This is a genomic window from Actinomyces massiliensis 4401292 (assembly GCF_000269805.1).
GTDB lineage: Bacteria > Actinomycetota > Actinomycetes > Actinomycetales > Actinomycetaceae > Actinomyces > Actinomyces massiliensis.
The window spans coordinates 1089268-1113533 of record NZ_JH711481.1 but is presented as its reverse complement, the minus strand read 5'-3'; the positions used below and the strand labels follow the sequence as shown (position 1 = coordinate 1113533).

Below are 24266 nucleotides of genomic sequence, written 5' to 3'. Positions count from 1 at the left end.
GCACTGTCGGTACATGAGCCCGAAGACGTGTCCCACCCCGCGAATTCCCCAGGATCAGCGCAATCCGCGCGAGATCGAGAGCCGCCTGGCCACCGGCGAGATCCGACGAGTGCGCCGCAGCACCTACATACCGGCCAGCCCCGACGCACCCGACTTCACCACCCACCGCACCATCCGCGAAGTCCTCCTGCGCGTCGTCCGCACTGAAAGGCTCGACGGCGTCGTCGCCCTCGAGACCGCCGCGCTCCTCCACGGTGGGCGCGCGCTCTACGAGCCGGCGGCGGTTCACCTCATCGTGGGCTGGAACGCCGCCGGCCTCAGACGCGCTTCTCGGAGGCGTCCGCCCAATCGGCCGGCCTCGCGCGCGCTCGGGCCGCGCGACCGCCGTCGGGCGCTCGGGGCCCGCCCATTCATCCGGCATCGCTACGACCTTGCCGACTCCGACATCGTCGAGCTCGATGGGCTGCGCGTGACCTCGTTGGAGCGCACAGCCGAGGACTGCGCCCGGTTCCTGCCGCCCAACCGTGCGCTCGCCGTCGTCGACTCGCTGTTCGCGATCGCGGCCGGGGCCGGCGACCGCCCCTGGGATCATCGCCCCGAAATCGACGCCGAGGCCGCGCGGTTCCGCCGAGCGCTCCTCAAGCGGCTTGACGCCCGGCCGCACGAGCGGGGCGTGCGGCGGGCCCGCGCCGTCGTCATGGCCGCGACGCCGTGGAGCCAATCGGTGTGGGAGACCGAGGCGCGCAGACTGTGCCTGATCGACGGGATCGCGGCGCCGCAGCCCCAGATGCCCGTGCACACTGAGGCCGGCGTCTTCTACGCCGATCTCGGCTGGCGGGCGGCGATGCTCGCCTACGAGATCGACGGCGAGATCAAGTACTTGCAGGACGCCGACGCCGCGCTTTCGGCGCAGTACAGGCGCGAGACGGCGATAGAGGCTGCCGGGGTTCATGTGGAACGGGCGACGCCCGCGGATGTCGCCGATGGCGAGGGCTTCCTCACCGGACTGCGCGGAGTCCTGCCGCAGAGCCTGTGCGAGGAGAATCCGGTGACGGCGCTGCGCACGCCGTTCGAGATCCGGCGGCAGGGCGCGTCTTGGTGAGCCGACGGCGCATGGATCACTGAGCCCGATGGATCACTGAGCCCGGACCCAGCCAGCGCAGTCGGCGCCGTCGGCGCAACCGGCGCGGAGCGGGGCGCGCTGCGTCCTGTTCCGCAGCAACCGCGCCCGACTCCCGGCACGACGCTTAACGGGGCTTAACGGGTAGCCGACACGAAGCGCTGGACCTTCGCACGGTGTCAAGCCTTAGATTGCCGAGCATGATTGATCACGCATCGCTTGCTGTCCATGATCCTGCGGCCTCTCGAGCCTTCTACGAACAGGCCCTGGAACCGCTGGGGTATACCGTCCTCATGGTGTTCGGAGACGTGTGCGGCATGGGGGTGGCCAAGCCCCAGGGCGCCGGTCCAGATCTCTGGCTGGTCCCAAGTCAGAATCCCACCACCGTCCACCTCGCCCTGAGTGCGGACTCCACCGAGCAGGTGGACGCCTTCCATGAGGCCGCCCTGGCAGCGGGAGGCACCGACAACGGCGCACCCGGTGAACGCCCTCACTACCATCCCGGTTACTACGGCGCCTTCGTCCTGGACCCCGACGGGCACAACATCGAAGCGGTCTGCCACCAGGGCCCAGTCGGCCAGGCCCCGTCCTGAGCAGTGCCCGGTGCGCGCCTCGGACCGATCTCGCGGCGGACTGCGACCGATCTCGAGCCGGAAGCGGACCGATCTCGATGCGGACTGCGACCGATCTCGACGCGGAACCGGACCGATCTCGACGAAGGAGGCGGCCTTGTTGATGCCGGGACGCGGACCTCGACGCCTCAGCGGCCCTCTGACAGGACCGGGCGCTGCTTCTCAATCGCCACGGCCCGAATCCTGCCGCGCGGTCGGCGCGCCAGGTGCACCACCATGATCTCCCCCGTCTTGAGCCACGGGTCCCGGTCCGGCACTGAGCGCAGCAACTTGCCCGGCGCGTACCGGGAGATCACCTCCATGACGGAGGGCAGTACGGGCCGGTGAGTGCACAGGGCCACCGGCACATCCCGATGACGCAGGACATCGGAGACGACCTTGCGCGCCGCCTTGCGGGAATCGGCGTGCGCCAGCTCCGTGAGGGCCGGCTCCGCCACGATGTCGATCCCGGCCGCCCTCGCATAGGGCGCCACCGTGTCCATGCAGCGCCTCCACGGGCTGGACACGACCCGGCCCACGCCGTAGGCGGCCAGCACCGGCACGAGCGCCCGGGCGCGCACCTCGCCCTGATCATCAGTGAGCGGGCGAGTGGCCTCGTTGGTCTCCTTGTCGCGCGTCTTGGGGCGATTCCACACCGACCGCTTGACGGCGCGGGCGTGCCGCACCAGCACGAAGGTCCAGGTATCGAGCTTGCCGTCCTCCCACAGGTCCACCAGGCTGCCCAGTAGGTCGCGGTCCACCGCGTGCGTGAGCATGCCCCGGGCCTTCTTGACGCGCACCCACGTCACGTCGTCTATCTCGCGGGCCGACGCCGGGGCCACCGCCGCACGGGCGCGGGCGCCCGGTTCGTCGTCGTCAAGCTCGCGCGCGGCCCAGTAGTGGACGCGCTTGCGCCGTCCGTCCGAGAGCTTGTAGCGGATGGTCTCCAACGGCTGGCCGAGCGCGATACGAGCACCGGTCTCCTCGGCGACCTCCCGCACCGCGCAGGTGCGCACCGACTCCCCCGGCTCCACCTTCCCCTTGGGGAACGACCAGTCGTCGTACCGGGGGCGGTGCACCAGGAGCACTTCGAGGCGGCCGCGGCGCTCCCTCCACACGAGCGCGCCGGCGGCGCGCACCACGTGCTTGGCACGCGATGATGATGACATGGGCCTGCACTCCTCAGGGGCGCTTCAGTGGCGACCCTTGACGCGCGAGCGCGCCCGGGCCATGAGAGTGGTCTGGATGTCCTCCAGCTTCTCCCCATCGGGACCGTAGGCGTGCCGGACCCACGTGCCGTCGGGCTCGAGCCACCAGGAGGAGACGGCGTCGGAAGCGGCATGGGTCACCAGCCACTCCAGCTCATCGACCATCGCCGGGTCGGTGATGCGTACCAGCTCCTCCACGCGCCGATCCAGGTTGCGATGCATGAGGTCGGCCGACCCGATGAACAGCTCGGTGCTCCCGTCATTGCAGAAGGCGTAGACGCGCGAGTGCTCCAGGTAGCGCCCCAGGATGGAGCGCACCCGGATATTGTCACTGAGCCCGGGCACACCCGCGCGAATACCGCAGATGCCCCGCACGACGATGTCCACCTCCACCCCGGCACGGCTGGCGCGGTACAGGGCGTCGATGCAGGCCTCGTCGATGATGGAGTTGACCTTGATGCGGATCCAGGCGGGCCCGCCCGCGCGCTTGTTCTCGATCTCCCGCTCGATGCGCTCGAGCAGGCCGTCGCGCACGGTGCGCGGAGCCACCAGCAGGCGCCGGAAGCGGGCGCGCGGAGCGTAGCCGGAGAGCATGTTGAACAGCGTGGTCATGTCCTGGGCGACGTCGCGATCGCATGTCAGCAGTCCCAGGTCCTCGTATCCGCGCGCAGTCTTGGGGTGGTAGTTGCCGGTGCCCACATGGCAGTAGCGGCGCAGGCCGTCGCCCTCCTGACGCACGACGAGCAGCAACTTGCAGTGGGTCTTGAGCCCGACCATGCCGTAGACGACGTGCACGCCGGCGCGCTCGAGCTTGCGCGCCCAGGAGATGTTGGCCTCCTCGTCGAAACGGGCCTTGATCTCCACGATCGCCACCACCTGCTTGCCCGCCTCGGCGGCCTCGATGAGGGCGTCCACGATCGGGGAGTCCCCGGACGTGCGGTAGAGGGTCTGTTTGATGGCCAGCACCTTGGGGTCGGCGGCGGCCTGGGAGATGAACTCCTGCACCGAGGTGGAGAAGGAGTCGTAGGGGTGGTGTAGCAGAACATCATGATCGCGCATGGCGGCGAAGACGTTCGGGGCGGTGGAGGACTCGTGGGCGGCCAGACCCGCGGCGGTGACCGGCACGAAGCGCGGATACTTCAGAGCGGGGATGTCCAGATCGTGAAGCTGGTTGAGGCAGGTCAGGTCCAGGGGCGCCGGGAGCTCGAAGACGTCGTCGGGCCGCAGCCCCAGGGCGCGCACCAGGTAGCGGCGGGCGAAGGAGGAGATCGTGTTCTCCACCTCCAGGCGCACGCAGTCGCCGAAGCGACGGCGCTCCAGCTCCTTCTCCATCGCCTTGAGAAGGTTCTCGGCGTCGTCCTCCTCCACCTCGAGATCCTCATTGCGGGTGACCCGGAAGAGGTGGTGCTCCAGGATGTCCATGCCCGGGAAGAGGTGGTCCAGGTGCTGGCCGATGACCACCTCCAGGGGGATGACGGCGGAGCCGGCGCCCTTGTCGGTGGTGCCCAGCTCACGGCCGGGAACGGTCACCAGGCGGGGCAGGGAGTCGGGGACCTTGACACGGGCGAAGTGCTCCTTGCCGCTGCGCGGATTGCGCAGGATGACGGCGAGGTTCAGGGACAGGCCCGAGATGTAGGGGAAGGGGTGGGAGGGGTCCACGGCCAGGGGCGTGAGCACCGGGTAGATGTGATGCCGGAAGTAGCGGGTCAGGCGCTCCTGCTGCTGAAGGTTGAGGTCGCCCCATCCCAGGATGTCCACGTTGTGCTCGGCCAGTCCGGGACGGATGTCCTCTTCGAAGAGGGCGGCCTGACGAGCCGTGAGCTCCTTGGCGCGGCGGGTCACCTCGGCCAGGACCTGGTTGGCGTCCAGGCCCGAGGCGCGCACCGGGGTGATGCCCGCCTTGATGCGCCGCATGAGCCCCGCCACGCGCACCATGTAGAACTCATCGAGGTTGGAGGAGAAGATCGCCAGGAACCAGGCCCGCTCCAGCAGCGGGAGGTCCCGATCCTCGGCCTGCTCCAGGACCCGCTCGTTGAAGTCCATCCAGGTCAGCTCGCGGTCGGTGTAACGGCTCGTGAAGGACTCCAACGGAGGCAGATCGTCCTCGGAAGCGGCCGGGGAGGCGGGGGAGGCGGGGGAATCCGCCCGGCCGGCCTGGCCGGCCCGTGCCTCCGACTCCGTCCCCTCGGCACGCTCGACACGCTCGTCCGGGTCCGTCTGCTCGGCCGCCCCCTCATCGGCCGATGCCGCTGCACCGGTGGTCGGCTGCTCCTGCGCAGTGCCCGCGGCCGTCTGGTCGACGGCGGCCTCCGCCTGCCCGGTGGAGGATCGATCGGGGTCGGCGACCTCGGCCTCCTGCCCAAAATCCTCATCGAAGTCCTCGTCCTCGTACAGAGGCCCGGCATCGTCGGCGAAATCGCGGGGGTCGGCGACCTCGATGACGTGGTCGTCCAGATCGGCGTCCTCGTCGTCCAGCTCGGCCAGCTCGTCGACGGAGTCGTCGTGACCGTCCTCGTCGGCACGAGCGTCCGCAGCGGAAGAATCGGCCTCGTCGCCGGCATCGGCCTCATCGCCGGTATCAATCTCGGCACCCCCATCCGAGGCGGCCTCATTGGCCGTGGCGGCCTCTGTGGCTGAGGTAGCTGAGGCGGCTGAGCCTTCGGCGTCGTCGGCGTCAGCAGCGGCCTGCACGTCCTCAACCCCTGCCCGGCCGTCGGGCTCCCCGCCGGACTCGGCATCCGGGGCGGAGCTCTCTGCGCCGGACTCGGCCTCGGGGGCCGAGTCGCCGTCCTTGTCGCCGTTCTTGGACTGGAATCGCGCCCAGCCCCCGAGGAAGGCTGACAGCAGCGCACGGCTGGGTTGGGGGGTCTCGTCGGGGTCAGGCGTCGTCATGAGGGCATGATCCCACGTCCCGGCCTCCGTGAGGAGTCTGTTGGCCGAGAAATCTGCCCCATTCCGCCCTTGCTCGGCTCTTCAGAGGGGAAATGCGCCGGACATGGGCGATAAGGCCGTCAATCGAGTCGACCGGAGGCGGCTCTGCGCGAGGCCTCGGCGAGCTCGGCGGCGGTGGCCAGGAGCGCCGAATCCCGGCGGGTGACCCGATCGGCGAGCTCATCGGCGTCGTCGTCGATCCACACCGCATCCGAGCCGACCGCGAGCGCCCGCAGGAAGGCGGCGGTCGTGCGAAGAATCGGCGTCAGAGAGACGACGTCGGCCGTCTGTCCGGCCAGCACCCGGTCCAGGGCGGCGCGCAGATCCTCGGGAGAGGGGACCGGTCGCGCCTCGGCGCGGGCGGCTTCGAAGCGGGACAGGGCTCCACCGTCGGTGCTGTCAGTGCTGTCGGTGCTGTCGGTGCCGTCAGCATCTGCACTGAGGGCGCTCAGGTCGATGACGGTGGCGTAGCGCCGGGCGACCAGCGCCGGATCGCGGCGAATCCACTCGCGCACGAGGAACAGGCGCCACAACGTGCCCGGCAGGGTGGTGGCCGGGGAGTCGGCCCACAACTCGGCCACGGTGTCGACGCCATGGGAGGCGACGGCCGCCACGACGCCGGGACGAGTGATCCACTCCCCCGGGTCGTCGGGTGCGCCGGCGTCACTGGAGACGTCGGGATCGCCGGAGTGCCCGCCAGCAGACGGTCGGCCGCCGATGAGCGCCTGAGCCGCCCGATGGGCGAGCTCGGAGGAGGAAGCGGTATCAGCGGCGCCCTCGATGCTCTCGGCAGTCTCGGGATCAAGACGGGCGGGGCGATGGAACTGGCGAGTCATACGGCCTCCTTACTCCACTCCTGACATGTGCCGAGCGCTGGGAGCGCTCACTCGCAGGCATCCGCGCTCCTACCCCGACAAGGCAGGTATTTTCGCACGACACTGAACGCTCGGAGAAAACCTCGTCCTCCCATGTGCAACATCCCTGCGCAGTCGCTCGAAACCGAGCCGCATCCTGTCCAGAGCCCAAGGGCTGCAGGGCGGCACGGTCTCAGGGCGGCACGGTCTCAGGGCGTCAGTGCGGCCGCATCGACTGTGTGGAGACGCAGGCATAGCGGTCCCGCAAACGATTCAAAGCCCATCGAGCGAGAATGAGTATCATTGCATTTTTATGCGCCGTTCAGAAAATCTATCGCCACGCCACTCCGGCGCGCTTCCGGGACGCACTCATCTCAGGGACATACGATTCGTTGCCGAATCGTAATTTTGCGCCATAGGATTGTATCGGTTCATTACACCGAGGCCTTTGGAGGTCGTTGGAGGCCTCTGGAGGCTTTGCCAACCGTGATGAACCCTGCTTCCGGCGCCACGCGGTCCTTCACAATCCAAATGACGTCCTTGAGGAACTCTGGCTCATGACCACGGCACATGCCCACCCGACCGATCACCCGAGCAGGGCACCATGGTGATGACCACGCCCGCTGAGTCCACCGAGTCCGCTGCATCCACAGAGGCGGCTGCGCGCACCTCCTCGCCCAGCGGATCGGACCGTCGCCCGGCCGACGCACCTACCTCCCACGGCGAGCAGCGCATGACCGATGGCCTGGACGAACTCGACCACTGGATGGCGGAGCAGGTCGAGCAGGGCATCGCCGCATCCGGCGAGGGACTGCCGACAGCTCTGCGTCGACTAGCCGCTCGCATGGTCGAGGCGCAGGCGCCCGCACTGGCCACGCGCCTGACGGAGTTGGCCGACGAGCTGGCCGACGAGTTAGCCGAGCTGACCGAGACGGCCGCGGCCGACGACGAGGACCCCGCCTGGGTGCAGACCGCCACCGATGAGCTCGGCACCATCCATCTGCTCGTGCGCGCCTGGAGGGAGCGCACGCACCTGCCGTCCGACCTGGCGACGGCCATGCGCCATCAACTGGGCATGAGCGTCCGGACCGAGGTCGTCCTCACCGAACCGGAGGTCAAGGACCACTGGGTGGTCGTGGGCTCGCAGGACCGCAGCGAGGGGCGGGGCGTGGCCCGGCACTCCTGGCTGTACGGCAGGAAGACGCACCGCTGGGCACGGGTCATCGCCTATGCGCGCGAGCGCGACGAGCTTCCACGGACCTATACCGCCGGCACCCAGGTCGAGGCCCGCCTGCACTTCTACCCGGGTGATTCCCTGCGCGCACTGTCACGGCAGGAGTACCCCTCAACGGGGGCGGTCACCGGCTGGACCCCCACCCCCGCGCCGATCACCGGCGCCCGCAAGGCCTGGCGCGACGCCCTGTCCGCCGATCCGTGGGCGGACGCCCGCCCGGCGATCGTGGCCGGACGGCTCGCCATTGATGAGGCCGGGCATCTCGCGCTGACCGACCGCTCCTCCATGCTGCCGCTGACGGGCGGAACCGAGCAGCACAGGCGACTGGCGCTGAGCATCGCCTCGGACGACGCCGTCGTGGCGGGATTGCTATCGCCCAAGGGGCTGCAGCCCCTGAGCCTGGTGACCGGGGGAACGGTGGTCCCACTGTGAACAGCTCCGACAGGATCAACAACACCGATCGCAGCACCGCCATCGCACACTCCACCACCCTGACCACGCGCGGCCGCCCCCTGACCCCTGCGGCTCTGCCGGGGCCGGTGGCGGGGGCGCTCAGCGGGGCATCAGGCCCCGAGCTCACCCTTGAGGCGGCCGCGGCCTGCGCCGTCGCGCGGCGCAGCATCATCCCCTCCGCGCCCGTGACCGCCCTGGAGCTGCCGCCCGCGCCCACTGGTCCGGTCATTTCCGACGATCTGGCCGACCTACTGGCGCGGATGCTGGACCTGCATGGGCAGACGGAGCTGGTCGTCCGGACGCTGCGCCTCATACGGAGTCGGGGACTGCGCCTGCCGCCCAGGCTCCTGGATCGAGCCGCGCCCCGAGTCACCGACAGGGATCACGAGGTGATCATCGACCTCATGGATCCGCGGTCGCGCGCCATCTTCGCCATGGACGAGCGCTGGGCCGAACGGCTTCGCAGAATCGACACGCGGACCGCTCCCCCCGATCCGGCGGTCTGGGAGGCCGGCGGAGGCCGGGAGCGCGCGGCCTATATGACGTCGGTACGAGCGACGGACCCGGCCGCCGGACGCGCACTCCTGGCCGATGGCGCATGGCTCACGCGGAAGGCGCCCGAGCGCGCACAGATCCTCGCCGCCCTGGCGACCGGTCTGAGTCCGCAGGATGAGCCCCTGATCACGCCTCGGTTGAAGGATCGGGCCCGGGACGTGCGCCGCGCCGCCGCCGATCTGCTGCTCCGCCTCCCCGCCTCCGACCTCGTCAAGCGGGCCGAGGAGCTCGCCAGAAGGCACGTCGTGGTCACCAGGCGCCTCATCCGGGCGCCACGGGTAGACCTGATCCCCGTGGAGCTGACCGACGAGCTCGAGCGCGACCAGTACCCGGCCGACCCTCGTCTGACATCGGCCTCACTCTGGCGGGCGCGGGAGATGGTCGCCAGGGTCCCTCCGCAGCACTGGCCCGATCTCATCGGGATGACGGCCGCGGACCTGCTGACGGCGGAGGTGCGCAGCGAGGGCGAAGAAGTCGACCTATCCGCGGAACTGGTCAGAGCCGCGGTCCGCTGGAGGGACACCGCGCTGGCCGCCGCCATAGCCGCGAAGGCCGACCCGAGAACCGCCGCGACGGTCTTCAATCTGCTGGATCCCCCGCAGCGCGACGCGCTCATTGAGCGGACCGTTGCCCTTAAACGCGCCATCCACTGGAGCGAGGCCCGCGATACGTGGCCGCTCACCCTCTCGCCCAGGCACTCTGTCGCCCTGGCCCGCTACCTGGTCAGGGCGAGCGCCCCGAAAGGGCCGATGCCCTCGGCAGCGGCACTGGGCACCGCATCCGAACTGCTGCCGGGCCGCTGCGCGCCGGAGGCGGTCGACGATGCACTGAGAATACTGCGGGGAGCGCCACCCGAATCGTTCGAGATCAAGGAGATGCGCACCACCATCACCGCGCTCGAGCTGCGTCGCGAACTGCTCGACCTAACCGGCCGGGAGGCGCCGTGAGTGCTCGTAAGTGCTGTCCACCGCGGAGGTTTAGAAGCGCCGTCCGCGCTGTCAGCTGCTGTGAGCAGAGAAGAATTCCGCATGATTCCGCCGTCGTTTAGTCCGACCCTTCCCTGACTCGAGGGTTTAAACCTCCGAACTGGACAGACTGCGGGGCAGCCGGCTGAATCCACCGAGGGCCACTACGGCGACCGCGCCCGCAAGCACGGCGCAGGCGGCGGAATACCCGAGGGCGGAGGTGAGCGCCCCCGCCGTCACGGGCCCGAGGGTCAGGCCCGCGGCGTAGGCGAGGTTGTAGAGGCTGTAGGCGCCGCCGAGGGCGGGCGGCGTCGTGCGCGCCCCCTGCACCCCTATGAGCGTGCCGGCCGGGGCGACCAGGAAGGCGATGGCCCCGCCGAGGCAGACGATGCCCGCAATGACGACGGGCAGACGCGAGCCGGCGCCCAGAAGCAGCAGGCCCGCGATCGCGAGCGCCGCACCGATCAGTGCGAGCACCCTCGGGGACACCCGATTGAGAATCGCACCGACCATCGGATTGAGCACCGCCCCGATGATGACCAGCAGGGCGAACAGCAGTCCGATGCCCGCGGTGTCCAGGCCGAGGCCGACGGCGAGACGGACCGGCAGGATCGGCTCGATCGCGCTCGTGACCGCCGAGCCGACGGCGATGAGGATGACAACGGGCCACGATCCTCCGACGCGGAGCACATCGAGAGGGGTCGCCGGGTCGTCGGCCGACGGCGGAGTGGGCCTGACGAAGACGACGCGAAGGACGCCGTCGAGGATGAGGACGGCCGCGGCCAGGGCGAAGGGCGCCGCATGCCCGTGATCGCGAGCGAGCCACCCGGCCAGGGGCGGCCCGGCGAGCGTCCCGATCGACACCATGCTCATGGCCAGTCCGAGGTAGGTCCCGCGCCTTTCCAGGGGGATCGAAGCGGCGATCAGGGCGAGGCTCGCCACCCAGCCGAGGCCCGCGGCGGCGCCCTGCAGCAGTCGTGAGATCAGCAGCAGCCAGTAGGGGCCGCCGACGGCGAACAGCAGGCAGGCTGCGGCCAGACCCAGGAGGGCGGCGAGCAGCGGGCCGCGGGGACCCTTGCGGTCCACGAGCCGCCCGGCCAGGGGCGTGACTGCGATCATCATGGCTGCGTAGGCCGCGAACAGCAGGCCGGTGGCGGATGAGCCCGCGCGCTCGACCGCCGGCATGAGCGGCAGGAGCGGGATGAGGATTCCGTAGATGAGCATGTCGGTGAACAGGGCGATGCAGGAGACGGCGACCGCCATGCGCGGATTCGTCCGGGGCGTCGTCGGGGCGGGGGTATTCATGTGTGGTCCTTGAGGTGTGGTGGGGGCGCGGCTCTCGGGGCCCGTGGGAGACATCGGGGCCCGTGGGGGCCGGACGCGGTCCCAGGTCAGCGGGAGCGCATGAGCCCGTTGACGACGGACTCGGCGACCCGCCGTCCCTCCTCGGGCCCATGGAGGCCCGCGGGCGAGATGGCGGCGGTGAGCGCGGCGCCGTGGATGAAGGTCATGATGGTGAAACGACTGGCGTTGAGCGGGGCGCGCAGAACGTCCTCGCATTCGCCCAGGGCCCGGTCGATGCGCTCGGTCCAGGGGCGCATGTTGTCGCGCTTGGCACTCAGACCCGGTTGAAGCGGCAGCGCCCGAGGCGCGACCAGTGTCGAGACGACAGCGAGGTCGCGGAACGGACGCTCCTCCTGCAGGCGTTGCAGGTAGTCGGCGAGGAAGGCTGTCAGGCGGTCGGCAGCCGGCTGCTCGGCATCGAGCACGGCGAGCAGGTCGCGCGCCTGGAGCTCCCACTGCTCGGCGAGCACGGCGGTCAACAGGTCGGGTTTACCGGAGAAATGGTGATAGACGGCTCCGCGCGTGACCCCCGCATCGCGGGCGACGTCGACGAGCGAGCACCCTTCCCACCCGTCGCGCGCGAAGCAGTGCAGGGCGGCGCGGGTGATGGCCTCGCGGGTCAGCGCGGCATCGGCGGCAGTTCGTCTCACGAGATACAAACAAACATGTATGTATAATTCCGTCAAGGCTGGAGTCTCGCGGTGTCTCGGGGTGTCGAGTGCCCGAGGCCGTGGGCGCCCCGCCCGCGGCCGTCCGGGCCCGCCGGCCCTCGCCGCCCGTCGCGCGCCAAGCCGAAGCCGTCCGCCGCACCTGGGATTCCAGCAGTGCGGCCGCCCCTCACGATGCGGGGCCGAGCCGCCCAGTCAGCAGGAGCCGAGCACCCGCAACGAGCGGTGGCGGCGACATGATGCCGACGACGACGGCAATGGCCGCTATGCTGGGGCGCGTCGCCCGGCACGGATCGCCCCGCGCCCGCGACGCCCCCTTAGCTCAGTTGGTCAGAGCTGCGGACTTTTAATCCGAAGGTCGTGGGTTCGAGCCCCACAGGGGGTACCGGGGAAAACGCTTCGATTGCAGCGAAAGGTATCGATCTACTGAGACCGTAGAGGCGTCTGTGTTTTCCATTTCCGCCGCAGTATGGCTGCTCTTGATGGCCGCACCTCAAGGAGGCGGGCGGTGTCAGTTCTCGTCGGCCTGCACGAGAATGAGATCGTGAGGCGGCGTGGCGCGGGGAAGCGCGACAGAGCCGGCGGTCCCGCACAAGGCGACAACGGTCCGTGCCGCGGAGGATGCGGCGTCCCACAGCATATGGGTGGCCCACCCGGCGAATTGCTCGGTGATCTCATTGAGACCCTCGGGGGTTTCGTCGTCCCATGTCGTGGTGTCCGGCGCAAACATGATACGGGCAGTGGCTCCGACGAGCTGCCCATCTTGGACGGTGAGGAGGTCTCCGAACAGTCCAAGGGGAGCCGGACTGTCAGCCCCCTCAGGATCGGCTAAGCGCACCGGGATGGAACCAATAGCCCACCGCAATGGGGCGTCGTCAGCATCGGTGGGCTGACAGACGACGCGCAAAACCTCCAGGCCGCCGATGAGCGCGGTCCTGCTGACGAGATCGTTGGGGGCGGTGGGTTTGGTCATGCCAGACTCTTGGTCTGCGATGGTCTACTGCCGGCCAGGCGCGCGGCATGTTCTGCGGTGTCCCAGGTGGAGTGTTGACCGGGCGCACGCCCCCAAGTGAGGAGAGTCTCTTGACTGAAGACCTCATGACGGACGACGACGCCCAGCGCCATGGCGTAGGAACGCAGGGTAGACAGATGAGGGTCGGTGCGGCCCGACTCGAAGCGGGAGACGGCGGCCTGGGTGGTGTCCATCCGTTGCGCCATCTGCTTCTGGGTGAGCCCCTGGCTCTTGCGAGCAGCAACGAGATCTTTGAAGAGCTGACCGTCGGCGTCGCGCAGGGCGCGCGCCAACTTGTGTTCAGGGGCATTCTTATCCTCGCCGAGGAGTTCGTAGAGATCCACGTCAATCCTCCTTCATCACTGCGTAGCAATATGTCGCCAACGACATACTAGAGGCTCTGGTGTCTGAGGCCAAGTGCTGAGCCTATGATCACAATGGCAGCATGAACTCAGCACCGTAGGGCCTGCCGGGCCACCAGGTGTTGAACCTCCGCTGTGCCTCAATGATCTGACAGTCCTGCTCTGCCAGACCGTCAGCACGATCCGCCTTATGCGCCAAGTGCAGATGGAGCAGCATCCCCGGCTGGTCACTGGGTTCGCTGTAGTAGAGGCGCAGATGCCTGCGCCGGTCATCGAGGTTGAAGGTGCGTTCGATGCGCAGTTCGAGCACCTCTTGGACGTCCAGGCGGGTGTTGTCGTCCTCGCAATTTTTGAATCCGCGCGGCCGGCAGACCTCGCCGCGGGTGTTGGTGGTGTCGAAGATGAGGAGGCCTTTCTGGGCAGCCTCCAAAAGCTCCGCCAAATCTGCTACAAGCAGCATCCACTCGTTGTTGGAGCAGGTACTGCGCAGGGCGCTTACTTCCTCCGCGAACTGCTTGCGCCCGGAGTCGCACAGCAGTGTCCACCATTCGCCGCCGTAACCGGGGACAACCTCAGCGATTGTCTCTCCATCCTGCTGGCAGGATCTCAGTCCGACATCACCGAGGCGGTTTGCAAGCAGTTTCGCTCTGGTCATGCGACCTCACCACCCTCACGCTCCCCCGCAGCCAGATGTCGCCCCGCCTTGCAGAAGACGTTAGAGCCGAGCATGCAAAGAGTCTTACCGATCATGGCATCCTCATGGGATGTATGGGGACGGGGTGAGCATATAGGGGGCGGACAGCCCGAGTGCTACCCGCCTCCCCTTTTTGATTCCAGTCGTTTAGCCCTGCTCGGGATGGTCCGCGTAGGCGGTGCGCGTCAGAGGGATGTCGAGGCTTCCCAATCGCAGCTGAATGCCGATGATCTTCATGCACCGGATGATGTCCTCGAACTCCAGATCGTGCAGAAGGACGTCGACCACGGGGATGGAGCCCCCGTGATCGTCCGCAGCGCGTTGCCAGTCCTCGAAACGCCCAACGCCGAGGGCGCGGTGGTCGGCGGCGTAGACACGGATATCCCAGTTAGGGGGCTCGCCGTGGCTGTAGGCGTCGATATCGATCGCCAGGATCGTCCAACGTTCATGGTCGAGGCCGGCAAGTTCGTACAGGTCGCCGCTGGTGTTGACCAAGCTGTTCTCGGCGCATGAGGTTCCGCGCCAGTCCTTGTAGGTCGATTCGGCGAACGGGATAGGGGATGGTTCAGTGCGTCTGATTTCCATGACGCAATAGTACCGCTAGGGACCGACACGAATTGTCCAGGCATAGTCGAGGTGCCCGCAATGCGCCGATTCCGGGCAGCCCTAACCACAGCCCCGACGCGCCGGGGAGACCGTACCCAACAAGCCACCCCCAAGCTAAAAGGTCAATAGGGACTAGGGAGACGGCCCGGAAGGCAAGCGTCATCTTCACAAGTATCGCTCGCCTGATCCGGGCCATCCAGGCCTCGCTATCCGGGCTTTCCGGGTCTTCTGATCCCGCCGTCGCCGTCAGATCCTGCGCAGCCGATGAACCACAGCGCGGGACCGCCGCCGGAGACGGCATCCCCAATACATTCCCCCGCACCCGCCGGCGCTCACTTGCGCTTCACGGCGATGAAGATATTGATGAGGATCATGGCGGCGATGACGGAGAAGATCCAGCGGATCCAGTCGATGCCGGCCGTGGACGCCACGCCGAACAGCCCCGCGAGCCAGGCGCCGATGGCCGCACCGCCCGCGCCAAGAACAACGGTCCACAGAGCCGAGATCTGCTGGTTCCCCTTGAGGAAGAGACGGGCGAGGGCGCCGACGATGCCGCCGACGATGATCATGGCGATGACCTGAGCGATCATGAGGTGCTCTCCTTGAGATGCAGTGGCGAGGCGCTCCGCACGACAGCGCCGCACGCTAAGCGCCGGCGATCAATGATCGCGCCCCCATAGGATATCAGGCGGCCTCAGGGGCGAGGAGCGCGCACCCCGACGCCCCACCGGGCACAGGTATGACGGCACCAGAAAGCCGCTCGCCCCCGGAGGCGGGCCGAATGCTCGCCACTCGAGCGGAGCGGGCGAGGGCGGGGCGAGCGGGGGCGGATAAAGCGGGACGCAATGGGCGACCCGCCGCCGAAGGAGCTCCCCCCCTTCGTCGGCCCAGCTGGCGCGAGGGCTCTGGGGCGGCCCCACCACAGGAGGAGTCGGCGGCAGCCGAGCGGTGACAGTATCCCGGTGCCGTGGTCGGCCCCACCGTAGAAGGAGCCGACCGGGACGAGGGCCCGCCAGCCGATCAGCCCGTCGGCACGTCGCCGCCGTCGGGATTGAAGACCTCGTCGATGCGCAGCTCGAACACCGAGGCGATCGCGAATGCCAGCCGCAGCGACGGATCGTACTTGCCGTTCTCGATGGCGATGATCGTCTGCCGCGACACCCCCAGGGCCTCACCGAGCTCCGCCTGGGTCCAGCGCCTATCCCGGCGAAGGCTCCGCACACGATTCCACATCAGAGGCCGCCCTAGAGATCAGAGATTCAGAAGTATCGGCGTCGGGCCAAGAACGCTCCGAGCAACCAACCGCCCATGAGGATCCCATAGGCCCATAAGAAGGACAGGTCGGCCAGACCGAAGGCCTGGAAGAGCCCGATCACCAGAATGATCGGCGTCCCGATGGCGAAACCGACGGCGAGGGATTCCACCATGAGGCTGCGGGCGAGCTCGTCCACATCCCGCCAGTGCAGCATGATCGCACGCACGATCAGCACAACCGCGGGGAGAACGACGAGGGCACTGAGCGCCCGCCACGGCGCCATCGCACGTCCGATGAGGAGGGCGGCCACAAGCAGCACGCAGTAGGACGCCATCCCCACTGAGAAGCGGACGAGGTAGCGGCGGGTTGCTGGTTCCATGTGCGACACCCCCTTCATCCGTCTCACTGTAGCGACCAGAGCAGCACCGGCAGCCCCAGTCCAAGCAGATCGAGCAGCCAGTGCCCGACGGCCAGCGGCATGACGCGCTTGCGCCACATGAGCAGCCCGGCGAACACGAGCCCGGCCAGGAAGGTCCGCACCACACTGGCAACCATGGCCGGAGCGCCCGGCAGGGCGAAGCCGATGTGCTGGAGGCCGAAGACGGCGGAGGCCGCGAGCACGGCCCAGACCAGGCCGATGCGCCCCTGCAGTCTGGGCTGGAGGTAGCCGCGGTAGAGCGCCTCCTCGGCCAGGCCGATGGTCACCGGCATGATCGTAACGCTGAGCAGTCCGAGCCACAGGGGCACCGAAGGGTACGACGACGCGGGTGGCGCACCCTGATATGCGATGAGGTTGCCGACGAAGGACGCGGGCATCCACGCGACCAGGACGATGAGACCGCACAGCAGGCCCCAGCCGACGTCGGCGCCCCGGAAGCGCAGCAGGTCCGCCAGTCCGCGCCCTTCGGCACGCAGGAGGCGATGGACCAGCGCGAGCGTGACAACGTCGACCACGACGATGACGACGTTCATCCACAGCAGCGAATGCCCCATCGCCACGAGCGCGGCGCCGATGGCGATGATGAGCCCGGGCCGGGCCCCCACGGCCAGGGCCAGGCGGGACCACGGAGTGCCGATGACGGGAGCCGCAACATCCGCAACATCCGCGGCGTCGGCAGCATCGGGGGCACCGGGGGCATCAAGGGCGATATCAGCGGAATCCGAAGAGTTGTCCATGCGCGAAAATGTATAGCTTCCTTAACCTCGATGTCGAGGAAGCTTCACATTTCAAGACGAATCCGGGAAAGCTCACGGCAAGCTCAAGGGTGTCCGGATGCCGGCACTCAGCACTCTTCCCTACGCTGGTTAAGCGTGAGTACTACGACGCCGCGATCAACCGCTCGACAGCCCCGCTTCCTCGTCGTCGCCGGGCACCCCGACCCGCAGAGCTACTCCCACGCACTGGCCCACGCCTACGCCAACGCCGCGCAGCAGGCCGGCGCCGCCATCACCTTCGTGGACCTGGCAGCCACCGACTTCGACCCGGTGCTGCGCATGGGCTACCGGGACCGCATGCCGGAGAGCCCCTTCATCGCCAGCTCGCAGAACGCACTCGTCACCTGCGACCACATGGCCCTCGCCTTCCCCACGTGGTGGTCGGCCGAGCCATCCCTCCTCAAGGGATGGTTCGACCGGGTCCTGACCCCCGGCATCGCCTACAGATACCGGGCCGGCAAGCTGATGCCCGAACGATTGCTCGACGGCCGCACGGGCACCATCATCACGACCTCCCACGCCCCGGGCCTGTGGACCCGCCTGACGCCGTGGGGGTCGGTGTTCCGCGTGGGGCGCGCCGTCCTGGGCTACTGCGGCGTGCGGGTCACCCAGCGCCTCGTCCTGGGCTCGATGGAGGGCGAGAACGACACCCCGCAGCGGCGTCAGGACTTCCTCAAGCAGACCGCCGACGCGGCGATGCGGCAGGTCGAGGACATCAAGCGCTCCCGCTGATCGAGGCGCCCGCCCCCATCTCGGGACACGGCGGGCCCGCCCCTACGCCGCCCGGCCCGGGGCAGTCCGGTGCCGGCCCGGCGATCCCGAGCCGTCAACCGCGACCGCCCCGACCAAGCCGCTCTACGCGGCCCGCCCCCGGGCGGAGCGCCCGCGCCCGCCGCCACGAGGGCTCCCAGCGCGGGACGGGCCACGCCCGGCCCGGGCCGCACCCCGCCCCGCGGCCGACTTGCCGGCGCGCTCCCCCGCATCGCGCCCGACCGGGCTACCGCCCTTGACAGCCACGCCCTCGGGCATGTCCTCCGCGGCGACCGGGGGCGCAACCTGGCCGACCAGCGCGGTCACGGCCTCGTCGGTGGGCCGGATGCGCTCGATATCCGCACGAATCCGGGCCTTCCCCAGCAGCGCCCGGACATCGTCCCTCTGCTCGGGCAGGACGAGGGTGACGACGGCCCCGGCAGCCCCGGCGCGGGCGGTGCGGCCCGAACGGTGCAGGTAGGCCTTGTGCTCGGCGGGCGGGTCGACGTGGACCACGAGCTCCACTCCGGAGATGTCAATACCTCGGGCGGCGATGTCGGTGGCGACCATGACATGCGCCTGCCCGGAGGAGAAGGCGCGCATGGCGCGTTCGCGGGCGTTCTGGCTCATATTGCCCTGAAGCTCGACGGCGGGGATGCCGTCCCGGGTGAGCCTGCGCGCCAGGCGCCGAGCCAGGTGCTTGGTGCGGGTGAACAGAATCCGCTGCCCCGTGCCGGAGGCGAGCCGGCGCACGACGTCGTCCTTGGCGGCCTTGTCCGCCACCATCCACACACGGTGCTCCATGGCGGCCACCGGCGAGGTCGAGGGATCAATGGCGTGGTGGAGCGGGTCGTGGAGGAACTCCTTGACGAGCCTGTCGACGCCGTTGTCCAGGGTGGCGGAGAACAGCAGGCGCTGGCCGCGCTTCGGGGTGGCGCGCATGATTCGGCGCACTCCGGGCAGGAAGCCGAGATCCGCCATGTGATCGGCCTCGTCCAGGACCGTGATGGACACGTCGTCGAGACTCACGACGCCCTGCCCCATGAGGTCGAGGAGGCGCCCCGGGCAGGCGACGACGATATCGACGCCCTTGGCGAGCGCCTTCTCCTGCGGTTTCTGGGAGACACCGCCGAAGATCGTGGTCGCGCTCAGCTCGAGGGCGTCGGCCAGGGGCTTGATGGTCTCGGTGATCTGGAGGGCGAGTTCGCGGGTGGGCGCCAGGACCAGGCCGATGGGATGGCCGGGGCGGGCCATGTCTTCTTCAGCGAGGCGCTGGACGAGCGGCAGGGCGAAGGCGAGGGTCTTACCGGAACCGGTGCGACCGCGCCCGAGCACATCGCGTCCGGCGAGGGTGTCGGGCAGCGTGGCGGTCTGAATGGGGAATGGTTCGGTGAAGCCGCGGGCGCCGAGGTCGGCCACGAGATCGGCGTCGACGCCGAGGGAGGCGAAGGCCTCGGGAGCGGCAGCCGGCACAGTCGGGGCGGGAGCGGCGGTCGGGTCGGCAGGCGCGTCAGGGGCGGCGGGGGCTTCAGGGGCGCGAGAAGCGGTAGAAGCGCTATGGCCAGCATCGGTGTGTCCGCGCCCGCCGGCGCGGCGATCCGACGCGCGAGTCGGAGTCGTCCTCCGGTGAGAGGCGGCACGGCCGCGACCGGCCCCACCCGCCTTGGAACGGGAGGTGGAGCCGGAGTGAGCAGAGTGAGTGGAGTGAGCAGAGCGTGAGGCAGTGCGCGTGGTGGGCACAGTGGGCACAGAAGTCCTGTCGTTCGAGACCGGGCGCACGTCGGACGCGAATCGGCCGGAGCGCGCGTCGGTGCGTTGAGGTGCCGGCGTTCAGGGCTCGACGGCGCGATGACGTCATCGGACGTGCGCGCCGGAGCCGAGGCACCAGCCGGGCCGCGGCGGATCGCCGGGCCAGGCCCCCATCCTTCCACGCCCCACCGGGCAACGCCACGATACGAGCCTCACATCCCGCTCGCGCCCGCCGGCAACGCCCCGCAACCGGCCACGGCCTCCGCACGCTCAAAGATCTTCCTCGAATGTGCTGCTCAGGCCGCTAATCGTGAACACGGCCTCCGGGCCCTCAAAGATCTTCTGCGTCACCGGGCCTGCGATCACCAAGCCGGTCGGATCCGCACATGGGAGAAAGGGCCTTTTGCGGAGCGGTTGCCGTTATTCATTGATATTCCGCCGATCTTCAACGTCCGTCACAATGAGCTGACGCGCTCCCATGGGCACAGAGGGGGTCTGCGCACATGGGAGCGCGTCATCCGCTGCGGGCAGTGCGGCGATTTCGCGCGATTCCACGGTTCTGTTCGGCGCGGGCCACAGGCGAATGTGCAGCTCGCCCCGAAGTGATGCCTTCAGGCCCGTCTCAAGCCTCAGTTCGAGCCGATCTCGTGCATCCTGAGACCTCTGCGGGCGGACTGTCTGACCATCAGAGGTTGTTGACCCATGCCTCACGATGACTGGAGTAGAAGCTCAGCGGCTTGTATAGGACCACGAACTGACCGCCGGCGGCGAGATCGGCGTCGAAGCAGACATCACCGCTCGTACTACCGCCGTCAATGAGTTTTCCCGGCTGAAGCATATTGTCCGACCCGGTGAGCCCGACATTAACGATAGCTCCGGATGGTGATAGGAGCTCGAACTCCATGATATTGAAGTCGAGTTCTTTTCCAGAATTATTCTGAATGGTGACGCCAGTACAGGCAGTAGGACCGAGCACATCATTTCCCGACGCCAGCGCGGAGGAGGTGATAGTGACCCCCTTCGCGGTGATGGACTCGCCGGCATTAACGGCGACATCGCCTTTTTGAATTCCGTTGTACGTGGTGGTCGATGTCGGATCACCCGAGTCCCCCGAGCCACCAGAATCGATCGTGGACGCAGACGCGGCCTGCTCCTCCTGAGTCGCAGCGTCTCCGCCACTACCCGGCGCCGTGGAGGCCCCAGCGGCGGCCTTCTTATTCCCACCGCCCGTCGCCGAACCAACGACGACAAGGGCCAGGAAAATCGCAAGAGCAATGAACCACCATCTTTTCCACAGGGGCTTCTTCGGTCGAGGAGGTGGAGCGTACATCATCTGCGGCGGCTGCCCCCCCATAAGGATGCACAGGCTGGGACACGGCAAGCTCCTTTGCCACATAGAAGGGAGAGATGTTTTTACATTACCCCCCCCGCACTAATACAAGTCCTATTTATCGCAAAATGCAGTCATTGTGGACCCTATTTGTTACAGGCCGGTCACGGCTCTGTCCCCAGCCTCACCAACTCCGACCGGCACCTGGAGGGCGATCCGCCATCTGAGGTGCGGGATCCGACCGGCCTCGTTGCGACCTGCACTGCCCCAGCACTCCACGCCTTTCCCGAGCCGGCGTCACCTACCAAGCCGTGCGGCGTCGAGGTCGACTTTCCCGCACGAGGTAGACGGTGGCGCCGTCGGTCTCATCCCAAAATGTCGATCTCGGCAGGGTGAGGAGCTAGAGGACCCCGAGGACGAGGGCGATGACGCCGATGACCGCCATGGCCGTCACCGACAGCAGCGTCTCCATGAGCGACCAGGTCTTGAAGGTCTGCCCCACCGTCATCCCGAAGTACTCCTTGACCAGCCAGAAACCGGCGTCGTTGACGTGGGAGAGGAACACCGAGCCCGCGCCGATGGCCAGCACGAGGAGGGCCACCTCGATCGGGGGCATGCCCTCGGCCACCTGCCCCATGATCCCCGCAGCGGTGATGGTGGCGACAGTCGCCGAGCCGGTGGCCAGCCGCACCGCGACGGCGACGAGCCAGCCGGCCAGAAGCGCCGGGACCGCCGCCTGCTGGATCCAGGCGGCGATGATATCGGCGATGCCGGAGTCGACCAGGGTCTGCTTGAAGCCGCCCCCGGCACCCACGATGAGCAGAATCCCGGCGATCGGCCCGAGGGAGGCGCCCACCCGACCGGATACGTCGTCGGCGCGCAGCCCCAGGCGCGTGCCGAACAGATACATCGCGGCCAGGACCGTGATCAGCAGCGCGACCAGCGGTTGGCCGATGAACAGCGCCGCCTGCACGGCGAGACCGGTCGCCCCCTCGGGCACAAGGGTTTCGACAAGGGTGCGCAGCAGCATGAGCACCACGGGCAGCAGGACGACGGCGATCGAGGCGGTGAAGGAGGGGCGCGGCCCCTCATGGGCCTCGTCCGAGCCGCCGAGGGGGTCGGGCGCCTCGATCGGCACCCACCTGGCCATGATGCGAGCGGCGATCGGACCGGAGATGACGACGGTGGGCACGGCCACCAGCAGGCCCAGGCCGAGCGTCATCCCGAGGTTCGCGTTCACGGCCTCGATGGCGATGAGCGGACCGGGGTGCGGGGGCACGAGCCCGTGGAGGGCGGACAGGCCGGCGAGCGCCGGCACGCCGACGAGGATGAGGGGCTGGTGGGCGCGGCGCGCGACGATCATGACCACGGGGATGAGCAGGACGATGCCGACCTCGAAGAACAGGGGGATCCCCACGACGAAGGCGATGAGCGCCATGGCCCAGGGCAAACGGGAGCCGGGCATGCGCGCCAGGATGGTATCGACGATCTGGTCGGCCCCGCCGGAGTCGATGAGCAGCCTGCCGATGATCGCCCCGAAGGCGATGAGCGTGCCCACGCTGCCGATCGTCGCTCCCAGGCCGGTAGTGAAGGCCGTGAAGGTGTCGGCCAGCGGAATGCCGGCGGCGACGGCGAGCACCGCCGAGCCGAGTGTGAGGGCGAGGAACGGATGCATCTTGCGCCATACGATGAGCGCGATGATGGCGGCGATGCCGAGGATAGCCGCGATGATCAGTCGGGTGGGGCTGTCGGCATGGGTCACCGGCGCCGGGTCGGCGGCGGGAAGAGCGAGCATGAGGGCGGACATCGTTGTCGTCTCCAGGTTTTCGGGTGGCGGGCGGGTTCAGCGGGTTCGAGGTTCAGAGATTCAGCGGGGTCAGGGGGCGGGTCGAAGTAGGGCAGCGGGACTGCAGCAGGACTACGGGCGGGCTATGGAAGGGTTCAGCGACTCAGGCTGCGGTCGAGGCGTGCTCGAGCGCGGCGAGGATGGCGTCGAAGGTCTCCTCGGGGGTGGCTCGCGAGGCGACGGTGACGCCGTCCTCGCCGTCGGCCAGGGGCTCGAGGTCGGCGAACTGGGAGGGCAGGAGCGCGGAGGGCATGAAGTGGCCCTCGCGCTGGGACATGCGCTCACGCAGTTCGTCGGGCTGCGCGATCAGGTGGATGAAGAAGACTCGACCATCAGCGCGGGACAGGAGATCCCGGTAGGAGCGCTTGAGCGCGGAGCAGGTGACGATCGTCTTGACGCCCTCGGCGGCGCGCGCGCTCATCCAATCGCGCATGGATTCCAACCACGGCCACCGGTCCTCGTCGGTCAGGGGGACGCCCCGGCTCATCTTGGCGATGTTGGCGGCGGGGTGGAACTCGTCGGCCTCGGCGACGGGCCAGCCGAGGGCCCGGTGAAGGTTGTCGGCGGCGGTGGTCTTGCCGCAGCCGGCCACGCCCATGAGGACGAGGTGCTCAACAGGGCGGTTCATGCGCTCTCCTTGATGACATCATTGTCGGTCACGAGTGCGATCATTTTAACCGATTTGTAGTATGTTTTGAACATGTCCTCCAGCGACCGACGCCACGATGTTCTCAATGCGATCGGGCGGGCCATCGTCGCCGGCGAGATCGCGCCGGATGAATCATTGACCTTGGAGGGCGTTCAGTCCCGCTACGGCATCTCGCGCACCCTCGCCCGCGACTGCGTGCGCGCCCTGGAATCCCTCGGCATGGTCGAGCCGCGCCGTCGTGTGGGCATCGTGGTGCGGCCCCGTGAGAGCTGGTCGGCGCTGGCCCCCCAGGTCGTGCGCTGGCAGCTCGACGTCGACCCGCAGGGCCCCAAGCTCGGCGCCCTGACCGAGCTGCGCACCGCCATCGAACCGGTCGCCGCCGCGGCAGCGGCTCGCCGCGCCACGGAGCGCCAGCGCTCCGCACTGCTGACGCTGGCGACCTCGATCCGGTCCAAGGGCACCACTGGAATGGTGGCCTCCTACCTCAAGGAGGACATCGCCTTCCACAGCCTCGTGCTCAAAGCCAGTCACAACGACACGTTCGAGGCGCTCACCGGAGTCATCGCCGAAGTGCTCTCCGGGCGCGCCCGGCTCACCGGGCAGGTTCAGGTCCCCGTGGCGGAGGCGCTGGAGCTCCACGTGCGCGTCGCCCGCGCGATCGCGACCGGGGACGCCGCAACTGCGGAGACCTCCATGCGCGAGTTGGTCGCGGAGGTGCGCCAGGTGCTGCTGGACCGCGGGCTGCGGGGCTTCCTCGACACCTGATCTCCCTGGGGGCGGGGCCGGCCTCGCCCTCCCCCGTCGCGCACCGCCTCACACCTACCGCACCCCACCTCATCGAGATCGACTTTTTCG

Annotated in this window: 23 protein-coding genes and 1 tRNA gene; 7 read left to right on the top strand and 17 right to left on the bottom strand. The window is 68.6% G+C overall.

Translation table 11 applies throughout. The features are described 5' to 3' along the window. Nucleotides 1-13 precede the first annotated feature (13 nt). The gene (locus tag W5W_RS0104775; protein WP_017194564.1) at nt 14-1102 is read left to right on the top strand and encodes a hypothetical protein; all 1089 of its coding nucleotides are present in this window, start codon (nt 14-16) and stop codon (nt 1100-1102) included. A 218-nt stretch (nt 1103-1320) separates the two neighbouring features. Beyond that, complete coding sequence (locus tag W5W_RS0104770; RefSeq protein WP_008730451.1) at nt 1321-1713, top strand: VOC family protein; 393 nt, start codon at nt 1321-1323, stop codon at nt 1711-1713. Nucleotides 1714-1880: 167 nt separating this feature from the next. Here W5W_RS0104770 and W5W_RS0104765 read toward each other — a convergent pair whose 3' ends face one another. From W5W_RS0104765 to W5W_RS0104755, 3 genes are all read right to left on the bottom strand, one after another. Beyond that, nucleotides 1881-2900 (bottom strand): NUDIX hydrolase, encoded by a 1020-nt coding sequence (locus W5W_RS0104765; protein ID WP_017194563.1) that lies wholly within the window; start codon nt 2898-2900, stop codon nt 1881-1883. A 24-nt stretch (nt 2901-2924) separates the two neighbouring features. Next, entirely contained in the window at nt 2925-5831 is a 2907-nt protein-coding gene (locus tag W5W_RS0104760; protein ID WP_017194562.1) for an RNA degradosome polyphosphate kinase, read from the bottom strand. A gap of 119 nt (nt 5832-5950) precedes the next feature. Beyond that, nucleotides 5951-6706 (bottom strand): hypothetical protein, encoded by a 756-nt coding sequence (locus tag W5W_RS0104755; RefSeq protein WP_017194561.1) that lies wholly within the window; start codon nt 6704-6706, stop codon nt 5951-5953. Nucleotides 6707-7328: 622 nt separating this feature from the next. Between W5W_RS0104755 and W5W_RS0104750 the strand changes: the two genes are divergently transcribed. Next, on the top strand, nt 7329-8390 hold the full coding sequence (locus W5W_RS0104750; protein ID WP_017194560.1) for a hypothetical protein: 1062 nt from the start codon (nt 7329-7331) through the stop codon (nt 8388-8390). Beyond that, nucleotides 8387-9913: a DUF5691 domain-containing protein gene (locus W5W_RS0104745; protein WP_017194559.1), complete on the top strand. Its 1527-nt coding sequence runs from the start codon at nt 8387-8389 to the stop codon at nt 9911-9913. Before W5W_RS0104750 ends, W5W_RS0104745 begins: the two co-directional genes overlap by 4 nt. 126 nt (nt 9914-10039) lie before the next feature. Here the strand turns inward: W5W_RS0104745 and W5W_RS0104740 are convergent, their stop codons facing one another. After that, entirely contained in the window at nt 10040-11236 is a 1197-nt protein-coding gene (locus W5W_RS0104740; protein WP_029574082.1) for an MFS transporter, read from the bottom strand. Nucleotides 11237-11322: 86 nt separating this feature from the next. Then, nucleotides 11323-11925, bottom strand: a complete 603-nt coding sequence (locus W5W_RS0104735; RefSeq protein ID WP_017194557.1) for a TetR/AcrR family transcriptional regulator — start codon at nt 11923-11925, stop codon at nt 11323-11325. Nucleotides 11926-12254: 329 nt separating this feature from the next. On the opposite strand from W5W_RS0104735, the gene W5W_RS0104730 reads away from it, so the two are divergent. After that, nucleotides 12255-12328 (top strand) — tRNA-Lys (locus W5W_RS0104730). A gap of 126 nt (nt 12329-12454) precedes the next feature. On the opposite strand, the gene W5W_RS0104725 is transcribed toward W5W_RS0104730, so the two are convergent. The 8 genes from W5W_RS0104725 to W5W_RS0104690 form a co-directional block, all read right to left on the bottom strand. Further along, the gene (locus W5W_RS0104725; protein WP_017194556.1) at nt 12455-12916 is read right to left on the bottom strand and encodes a hypothetical protein; all 462 of its coding nucleotides are present in this window, start codon (nt 12914-12916) and stop codon (nt 12455-12457) included. Next, entirely contained in the window at nt 12913-13299 is a 387-nt protein-coding gene (locus W5W_RS0104720) for a helix-turn-helix domain-containing protein (protein WP_017194555.1), read from the bottom strand. The genes W5W_RS0104725 and W5W_RS0104720 overlap by 4 nt, the downstream gene beginning before the upstream one ends. An 88-nt stretch (nt 13300-13387) precedes the next feature. Further along, nucleotides 13388-13972, bottom strand: a complete 585-nt coding sequence (locus tag W5W_RS0104715; RefSeq protein WP_017194554.1) for a hypothetical protein — start codon at nt 13970-13972, stop codon at nt 13388-13390. A gap of 186 nt (nt 13973-14158) precedes the next feature. Then, entirely contained in the window at nt 14159-14596 is a 438-nt protein-coding gene (locus W5W_RS0104710; RefSeq protein ID WP_017194553.1) for a hypothetical protein, read from the bottom strand. Between the two features lie 353 nt (nt 14597-14949). Next, nucleotides 14950-15207: a GlsB/YeaQ/YmgE family stress response membrane protein gene (locus W5W_RS0104705; RefSeq protein WP_017194552.1), complete on the bottom strand. Its 258-nt coding sequence runs from the start codon at nt 15205-15207 to the stop codon at nt 14950-14952. Nucleotides 15208-15637: 430 nt separating this feature from the next. Further along, on the bottom strand, nt 15638-15850 hold the full coding sequence (locus W5W_RS0104700) for a helix-turn-helix transcriptional regulator (RefSeq protein WP_017194551.1): 213 nt from the start codon (nt 15848-15850) through the stop codon (nt 15638-15640). A 26-nt stretch (nt 15851-15876) separates the two neighbouring features. Next, nucleotides 15877-16251 (bottom strand): hypothetical protein, encoded by a 375-nt coding sequence (locus W5W_RS0104695; protein WP_017194550.1) that lies wholly within the window; start codon nt 16249-16251, stop codon nt 15877-15879. A 23-nt stretch (nt 16252-16274) separates the two neighbouring features. Then, nucleotides 16275-17048, bottom strand: coding sequence for a CPBP family intramembrane glutamic endopeptidase (locus tag W5W_RS0104690; protein WP_017194549.1), 774 nt, complete (start codon nt 17046-17048; stop codon nt 16275-16277). Nucleotides 17049-17183: 135 nt separating this feature from the next. On the opposite strand from W5W_RS0104690, the gene W5W_RS0104685 reads away from it, so the two are divergent. Next, a complete protein-coding gene (locus tag W5W_RS0104685; protein ID WP_008730672.1) occupies nt 17184-17819 on the top strand; it encodes an NAD(P)H-dependent oxidoreductase in 636 nt (211 codons plus the stop codon). A gap of 123 nt (nt 17820-17942) precedes the next feature. On the opposite strand, the gene W5W_RS0104680 is transcribed toward W5W_RS0104685, so the two are convergent. The 4 genes from W5W_RS0104680 to W5W_RS0104660 all read right to left on the bottom strand — a co-directional run bounded on the left by W5W_RS0104680 (nt 17943) and on the right by W5W_RS0104660 (nt 23390). Further along, on the bottom strand, nt 17943-19310 hold the full coding sequence (locus W5W_RS0104680; protein ID WP_017194548.1) for a DEAD/DEAH box helicase: 1368 nt from the start codon (nt 19308-19310) through the stop codon (nt 17943-17945). A gap of 961 nt (nt 19311-20271) precedes the next feature. Continuing rightward, on the bottom strand, nt 20272-20919 hold the full coding sequence (locus W5W_RS16045; RefSeq protein WP_034498651.1) for a DUF4352 domain-containing protein: 648 nt from the start codon (nt 20917-20919) through the stop codon (nt 20272-20274). 397 nt (nt 20920-21316) lie between these two features. After that, the gene (locus W5W_RS0104665) at nt 21317-22723 is read right to left on the bottom strand and encodes a GntP family permease (protein ID WP_017194545.1); all 1407 of its coding nucleotides are present in this window, start codon (nt 22721-22723) and stop codon (nt 21317-21319) included. Between the two features lie 142 nt (nt 22724-22865). Beyond that, complete coding sequence (locus W5W_RS0104660) at nt 22866-23390, bottom strand: gluconokinase (protein ID WP_008730902.1); 525 nt, start codon at nt 23388-23390, stop codon at nt 22866-22868. A gap of 72 nt (nt 23391-23462) precedes the next feature. On the opposite strand from W5W_RS0104660, the gene W5W_RS0104655 reads away from it, so the two are divergent. Continuing rightward, entirely contained in the window at nt 23463-24176 is a 714-nt protein-coding gene (locus W5W_RS0104655) for a FadR/GntR family transcriptional regulator (RefSeq protein ID WP_017194544.1), read from the top strand. Nucleotides 24177-24266: the final 90 nt, after the last annotated feature.